Origin of the sequence: Caulobacter sp., from assembly GCF_035254145.1 — a bacterium.
In the GTDB taxonomy this organism is placed as follows: domain Bacteria; phylum Pseudomonadota; class Alphaproteobacteria; order Caulobacterales; family Caulobacteraceae; genus Caulobacter.
The window spans coordinates 1-6825 of the sequence record NZ_DATFAV010000127.1 but is presented as its reverse complement, the minus strand read 5'-3'; the positions used below and the strand labels follow the sequence as shown (position 1 = coordinate 6825).

Here is a 6825-nt window from a genome sequence, read left to right as displayed (position 1 = left end):
GGATGCTTCGAACGCTACAACCGCCGCTCGTCGAAATCGTGCCGGCCCAGGCTCTCGAACCGGCCTTCCTCGGCCTTGTTGATGTACTGGGCGGCGACCAGCCAGGCCTTCACCGGGCGCAGAGTGGCCAGGCAGCCGATGATCAGGGCCGGGAAGGTCGTGACCAGATGCACCCACACCGGTGGGTGATAGGCCATCTCAATCCAGGCGAAGAAGGCGGTCACCACCAGGCCGACGCCGCTCATCACGAAGAAGGCCGGACCGTCGGCCGGATCGGCGAAGCCGTAGTCCAGCCCGCAGCGATCGCATCGCGGGGCCAGCGTCAGGAACCCTCGGTACAGCTTGCCTTCGCCGCAGCGGGGGCAGCAGCACTTCAGCCCGGCCTGGATCGGCGTCGGGGCGTGGGCGAAGGCGGTGAAATCCGGGTCGGTCATGAAAGACCTCTTCCTACAATCGCGGCGTTGATGCATACATTACGCAGACAATGTATGGATCGCCCGCCATGGACGCAACTAAGGGATTACCGAATCCCGCCGCCGGCTGGCTCCAGCGGATCGAAGCCCTGAGCGGACCGGCCTACCGCCGCATCGCCCAGGCTCTCGAAAACGCGGTGGCCGAGGGCGAGCTGCAGGCCGGCGACCAGATACCAGCGCAACGCGAAGTCGCGCGTCTCGTCGGAATCGACTTCACCACCGTCACCCGCGCCTACGCCCTGGCTCGCGAGCGCGGCCTGATCGAGGGCGCGCCCGGTCGTGGCACGTTCATCCGCTCCCGGAGCGATAACGAGGCGGGCCTGGTGGACCTGTCGATGAACCTGCCGCCCCAGCCGGCCGGGCTGCAGTTGGCGGCCCTGCTACGCGAGACGGCCGGCGCGATCCTGGCCCGCACCGACCCGGCGATCCTGATGGCTTATCACCCGGTCGCCGGCTCCCTGGCCCAGCGGACGGCCGGGGCGGCCTGGCTGGCGCCGACCCTGGGCGCGGTCGATCCCGCCCGGGTCATCGTCGCCAGCGGGGCCCAGACGGCGCTATCGGCCCTGCTGGACCACCTGACCGCGCCGGGCGACGTGATCCTGGCCGAAGCCTTCGCCTATCCGGGCCTGCTGGCCACCGCCGCCCGGCGCGGCCTGACGGTTGTCGCCTGTCCGCTGGACGACCAGGGCCTGGAGCCGGAGGCGCTGGCGCGGCTGGTGGCCGAAACTCGCCCGCGCCTGATCTGCTGCACCCCGACCTTCCAGAACCCGACGGCGGCGATCATGGACCGCGCCCGGCGCGAGGCGGTCGTCGCCATCGCCCGCGCGGCCGGCGTGACGATCGTCGAGGATGACGCCTACGGCCTGCTGCCCGCCGCGCCGCCGCCCGCGCTCGCCAGCCTGTGGCCGGAGGGGGTGTTCCATGTCGCCACCACCGCCAAGACCCTCTCGCCGGGCCTGCGCGTGGCCTATCTGATCGCCCCGCCCGGACGGGCCGAGGACCTGGCGACGACGCTGCACGCCATCGCCCAGATGCCCCCGCCGCTGATGGCCGCCGTGGTCACCAGCTGGATCCGCGAAGGCGACGCCGCGCGCGTGCTGACGGGCGTGCGCGAGGAGGCGATCGCTCGCCGGGCCCTCGCGGCCGAACTGCTGCCGGAGGCCGTGGGCGGACCGGAAAGCCTGCACGTCTGGCTGCCCGGCGCGCTGGCCACGCCGGCGGCCCGCGAGCGGGGCCTGGCCCTGGTCGGGGCGGAAGCCTTCAGGGCGCCTGGCGCGACGGGAGAGGGCTTGCGGATCTCGCTGGGCGCGGCCGGCAAGCGAATGACCCTGGCGCGGGGATTGCGCGCTCTGGCGGGGCTGACCGCTCCTTAAGGCCGGAGGCGATCATAAAGAGACCTCAGAACTCGACGTCGTCTTCCTCGCCCTCGCCATCGGCTTCGCCGCCCATGGCGTTCTCGAGGCTGTCGATGATGTCGTCCATCTGGTCGGGCGTGATCGAGACATAGAGCGACTCCCCGCCGATGGCCGAGACCAGCAGACGGTAGCCGTCCTCGGTCTCCTGCAGGCTGAACGATTGGAGCGGCAGGAGCTTGGCCATGAGGGATCCTTCCCTGAGAAACGAGGCGCTGATCTAAAGGCGCGGACCGCCGAGTTCAACGCGGCGTCGGCGCAAACCGCTCAGGGCGTCAGTCCCGCGGCCTTGTAGGCGGCCAGCATCTGGTCGAAGACGGCGATGTCCCCCCGCCCCCGCGCCACCAGCTGGGCGCCCTCGATGGCGGCGAAGGTCGCCAGGGCCCGGTCGCGCAGGGCGGTCTCGTCCAGGTCCGGATGGCGGCGCGCCAACAGCCGCGCCAGCCATTCGGCGTTGGCGGCGCTGAACCGGTCGACCTCGACCCGCACCTGCGCCGGCAGGTCTCCGTACTCGGCCGCCATGATGCCGTAGAGGCACATGCGATTGTCATCGCGCAGCGCGGCCCGGAAGACATCGGCATAGGCGCGGAAGGTCGTTTCCACATCGTCGCCCCGGGCCGCCAGCTTCTCGAAATAGCCAACCGCGTCCTGGGTGTAGCGTTGGGCCACGGCCGCGCCGAGGTCGCCCTTGGTCGGGAAATAGTAGTGGATGCTGGCGCTCTTGACGCCGACGTCCTTGGCCAGTTCGCGGAAGCTCAGGGCGTTGTAGCCCTTGGCCTGAACCATCGCCCGGGCGGTGTCCAGGATGGTCTGGCGGGTGTCTTTCGGGGTCATGCTCGCTCCTACCTATCAGTAGATAGACATTGACTTCGCGCGGCGGAAGCCCCTATGTCCGCCCACTATCTACCTATCGATAGGTAGGCGACAGGAGCGACCCATGAAGATCTACGATGTTCCCGGCTTCCCGAACCCGCTGCGCGTGCGTATCGCCCTGGCCGAGAAGGGCCTTTCCGACCAGGTGGAGTTCGTGAAGGTCGACCTGCCGGGCGGCGAGCACAAGGAAGAGGCCTTCCTGGCCAAGAACCCGTCGGGCGCGGTTCCGGTGCTGGAACTGGGCGACGGTCTCTTCATCTCGGAATGCACGGCCATCACCGAGTACGTGGACAATCTCGACGGCAAACCGATCCTGACCGGAGCGACCCCGCGCGACAAGGCCGTGATCCACATGATGCAGAAGCGCGCCGAGACCGAGCTGATCGACGCGGTCGCCGACTATTTCCACTACGCCACCCCGGGCCTGGGCCCGAAGATCGAGGACGGCAAGAAGCCCACCTGGACCGGCCGCGACGCCTTCGGCCGCAAGCAAGGCGAACGGGCCGTGGCCGGCATGCGCTATTTCGACAAGGTGCTGCGCCACCAGCCCTATGTGGCCGGCGAGGCCTTCTCGATGGCCGACATCACCGTGCTGGGCGGCCTGGTCTTCGCCGGCTTCGCCAAGATCGACGTGCCGGAGGACTGCGCGGCGCTGATGGCCTGGCGTCAACGCGTGCAGGAACGGCCCAGCGTGAAGGCGGCCTAGAGTCCGTAAATCCTCCCCCTCGCGGGGGAGGTGTCGGCTCGAAGAGACGACGGAGGGGGAAGAGGCAAGGTCAGCAGGACTTCCCCCTCCGGCGCTTCGCGCCACCTCCCCCGCTAGGGGGAGGATCGCTACACCCCTTGCTTATTATACGATCGTATAGCAGCCTCTCCCTGAATTTAGGGGGAGAGGCCGCATGACCACCACCACGCGCGACGCCGTCATCATCGGCGGAGGGCATAACGGCCTCGTCTGCGCCTTCTACCTGGCCAAGGCGGGACTGAAGGTCACGGTCTGCGAGGCGCGCGGCGTGGTCGGCGGGGCGGCGGTGACCGAGGAGTTCCACCCCGGCTTCCGCAACTCCGTCGCCAGCTACACGGTCAGCCTGCTGAATCCGCGGGTGATCGCCGACATGGGCCTGCGCGACTACGGCCTGACCTTCCTGGAGCGGCCGATCTCGAACTTCCTGCCGATCAGCGACGACAGGTATCTGAAGCTGGGCGGAGGCCTCGCGCGCACCCAGGAGGAGTTCCGCAAGTACAGCCGCCGCGACGCCGAGGTGCTGCCGGCCTACTACGCCATGCTGGACGAGATCGGCGACGTGCTACGCAGCTTCGCTCAGGAAACGCCGCCGAACCTGGGCGATGGCCTTCCGGGCCTGCTGCGGGCCCTGCGCCAGGGCGGGCGGCTGGCGATGCTGTCGCGCGAGCGTAAGCGCGACCTCCTGGATCTCTTCACCAAGAGCGCCCGCGACGTGCTGGACGGCTGGTTCGAGAGCGATCCGGTCAAGGCCGCCTTCGGCTTCGACGCCGTGGTCGGCAACTTCGCCAGCCCCGACACGCCCGGCTCGGCGTACGTTCTGCTGCACCACACCTTCGGCGAGGTGAACGGCAAGAAGGGCGCCTGGGGCCACGCGGTCGGCGGCATGGGCGCGATCACCCAGGCCATGGGCAAGGCCTGCGAGGCGGCGGGGGTCGAGATCCTGCTGAACGCGCCGGTCGAGGCCGTCCACGTGGACGGGACCAAGGCCGTGGGCGTGCAGCTTGTCGACGGCCGTCAGGTCATGGCGCCGATCGTCAGCGCCAACGTTAATCCGGCCTTGCTCTACAAGAAGCTGGTCCCGCCCTCGGCCCTGAAGGCCGATTTCCGCAAGGCGGTCGACGGCTACAAGAACGGTTCGGGCACCTTCCGGATGAACGTGGCCCTGTCGGAGCTGCCCAGCTTCACCTGCCTGCCGGGCAAGGAGACAGCCGAGCACCACCAGTCGGGCGTCGTGATCGCGCCGAGCCTGGACTACATGGACGCGGCCTATCGCGACGCCAAGGCGGGCGGGATCAGCAAGGCGCCGATCGTCGAGATGCTGATCCCCTCGACCATCGACACCTCGCTCGCGCCTCCGGGCCAGCATGTGGCCAGCCTGTTCTGCCAGCAGTTCGCGCCGCAGCTACCGAGCGGCCGGTCGTGGGACGACGAGCGCGAGGCCGCCGCCGACCTGATCATCGACACGGTCGAGCGCTGGGCGCCCGGCTTCAAGGCCTCGGTGCTGGGACGGACGATCCTGTCGCCGCTGGACCTGGAGCGGAAGTTCGGCCTGATCGGCGGCGACATCATGCACGGCCACATGTCGCTGGATCAGCTGTGGGCCACCCGCCCCTTCCTCGGCCACGCCAGCCACCGGGCGCCGATCGCCGGCCTCTATATGTGCGGGGCGGGCACGCACCCCGGCGGCGGGGTGTCGGGCAATCCGGGACGGAACGCGGCGCGCGAGATCTTGCGGGACAAGGATTTCGCGACGGCGGTGAAGCTGTCGGTGGTGGGGCGGTGATGATGACTCCCGACCGGAAAACTCCGCCTTCCTCGCCCTTGTGGCGAGGACCCATCGTTCAGCCGCCTCTTTCGTGGGCTTTACGGCTCGGCCTTAGCGGCGGCGCCATGGGTCCTCGCCACAAGGGGGAGGAAGGCGAAGATGTTGGGATTGGAGGCCTTCAGCCATGACCGCCATCCCCAACGACGACCCTCAATCCGACTGGGGCTTGCCCGGCTGGACCTATCACTCCGAGCGCTTCTTCCGCGAGGAGCAGGAGAAGATCTTCCGTCCCTCGTGGCAGATCGTCTGCCATCTGAACGACATCCCCAAGGCCGGCGACTTCCACACCTTCGACTTCGTGGGCGAGAGCCTGGTCGTGGTGCGCGGCAAGGACGGCGGGGTGCGGGCTTTCGCCAATGTCTGCCGCCACCGGGGCGCGCGGCTGCTGGACGGGCCCGTCGGACACTGCGGACGTATCGTCTGCCCCTATCACGCCTGGACCTACGACCTGGAAGGCCGGCTGATCGGCGTGCCGATGCGCGACGACTATCCGGCCCTGGACATGGCCAAGGAGGGCCTGGCCCGGATCCAGACCGAGATCTGGCGCGGCTTCGTCTTCGTGCGCGTCGAAGGTGAGGGACCGTCGGTGGCGACGATGATGGCGCCCTACGAGCACGAGGTCGCCCACTACCGCTTCGAAGAGCTGCAGCCGTTCGGCCGCGTCACCCTGCGGCCGCGCGCGGTGAACTGGAAGAACATCAGCGACAACTATTCCGACGGCCTGCACATCCCCGTCGCCCATCCGGGCCTGACGCGGCTGTTTGGCAAGGGCTACGGCGTCGAGGCCCATACCTTCGTCGACAAGATGTGGGGCCAGCTGATCGACGAGCCGTCGGAAAGCCCGTCCGAACGGCTGTACCAGGACCTGCTGCCCGACGTCGCGCACCTGCCCGAGGACCGCAAGCGGCTATGGACCTATTTCAAGCTGTGGCCGAACTTCGCCTTCGACATCTATCCGGACCAGGTGGACTTCATGCAGTTCATCCCGGTCTCGGCCACCCAGACCATGATCCGCGAGATCGCCTACGCCCTGCCCGACGATCGCCGCGAGATGAAGGCGGCCCGCTATCTGAACTGGCGCATCAACCGCCAGGTCAACGCCGAGGACACCGAACTGGTCGCCCGCGTGCAGCAGGGCATGGCGTCGCGCACCTTCACCGCCGGGCCGCTGGCGACCAGCGAAGTGTCGTTGAGAAGCTTCGGCCGCAAGCTGCGGGCCCTGGTTCCGGAGAGCCGGCTGGCGCGGCCGCCGGAGGGGTGGTGAGTTTCGCTCAATGCCCCCTTCCCCCTCGATGGGGGAAGGCGCGGGGATGGGGGAAGGGTCGGGGATGGGGGAAGGGTCGGGGATGGGTGTGCTCGCACGGCGACCGCCGCATCACCCCCACCCAACCCTCCCCCATCGAGGGGGAGGGCTAGTCATGCGCGCCGCCTTCACTCGCGAGGCCCCCGACGTCCGCCGCCAGGCCTTGGTCGACGCCGCAGAGGTCGTGTTGGCCC

General features: G+C 68.8%; 7 protein-coding genes. 4 read left to right on the top strand and 3 right to left on the bottom strand.

The window, feature by feature from the left end; genetic code table 11:
• Window positions 1-14 precede the first annotated feature (14 nt).
• Entirely contained in the window at window positions 15-434 is a 420-nt protein-coding gene (locus tag VJ655_RS07570) for a DUF983 domain-containing protein (protein WP_324110457.1), read from the bottom strand.
• 50 nt (window positions 435-484) lie between these two features.
• Between VJ655_RS07570 and VJ655_RS07565 the strand changes: the two genes are divergently transcribed.
• On the top strand, window positions 485-1846 hold the full coding sequence (locus VJ655_RS07565) for a PLP-dependent aminotransferase family protein (protein WP_324110456.1): 1362 nt from the start codon (window positions 485-487) through the stop codon (window positions 1844-1846).
• A 25-nt stretch (window positions 1847-1871) separates the two neighbouring features.
• Here the strand turns inward: VJ655_RS07565 and VJ655_RS07560 are convergent, their stop codons facing one another.
• Complete coding sequence (locus VJ655_RS07560) at window positions 1872-2072, bottom strand: hypothetical protein (protein WP_324110455.1); 201 nt, start codon at window positions 2070-2072, stop codon at window positions 1872-1874.
• Between the two features lie 80 nt (window positions 2073-2152).
• Window positions 2153-2719, bottom strand: a complete 567-nt coding sequence (locus VJ655_RS07555; protein WP_324110454.1) for a TetR/AcrR family transcriptional regulator — start codon at window positions 2717-2719, stop codon at window positions 2153-2155.
• A 103-nt stretch (window positions 2720-2822) separates the two neighbouring features.
• Here VJ655_RS07555 and VJ655_RS07550 point away from each other — a divergent pair, with 103 nt between their 5' ends.
• From VJ655_RS07550 to VJ655_RS07540, 3 genes are all read left to right on the top strand, one after another.
• Complete coding sequence (locus tag VJ655_RS07550; protein WP_324110453.1) at window positions 2823-3464, top strand: glutathione S-transferase; 642 nt, start codon at window positions 2823-2825, stop codon at window positions 3462-3464.
• A gap of 193 nt (window positions 3465-3657) precedes the next feature.
• On the top strand, window positions 3658-5286 hold the full coding sequence (locus VJ655_RS07545) for an NAD(P)/FAD-dependent oxidoreductase (RefSeq protein WP_324110452.1): 1629 nt from the start codon (window positions 3658-3660) through the stop codon (window positions 5284-5286).
• A 166-nt stretch (window positions 5287-5452) separates the two neighbouring features.
• The gene (locus VJ655_RS07540) at window positions 5453-6592 is read left to right on the top strand and encodes an aromatic ring-hydroxylating dioxygenase subunit alpha (protein ID WP_324110451.1); all 1140 of its coding nucleotides are present in this window, start codon (window positions 5453-5455) and stop codon (window positions 6590-6592) included.
• Window positions 6593-6825: the final 233 nt, after the last annotated feature.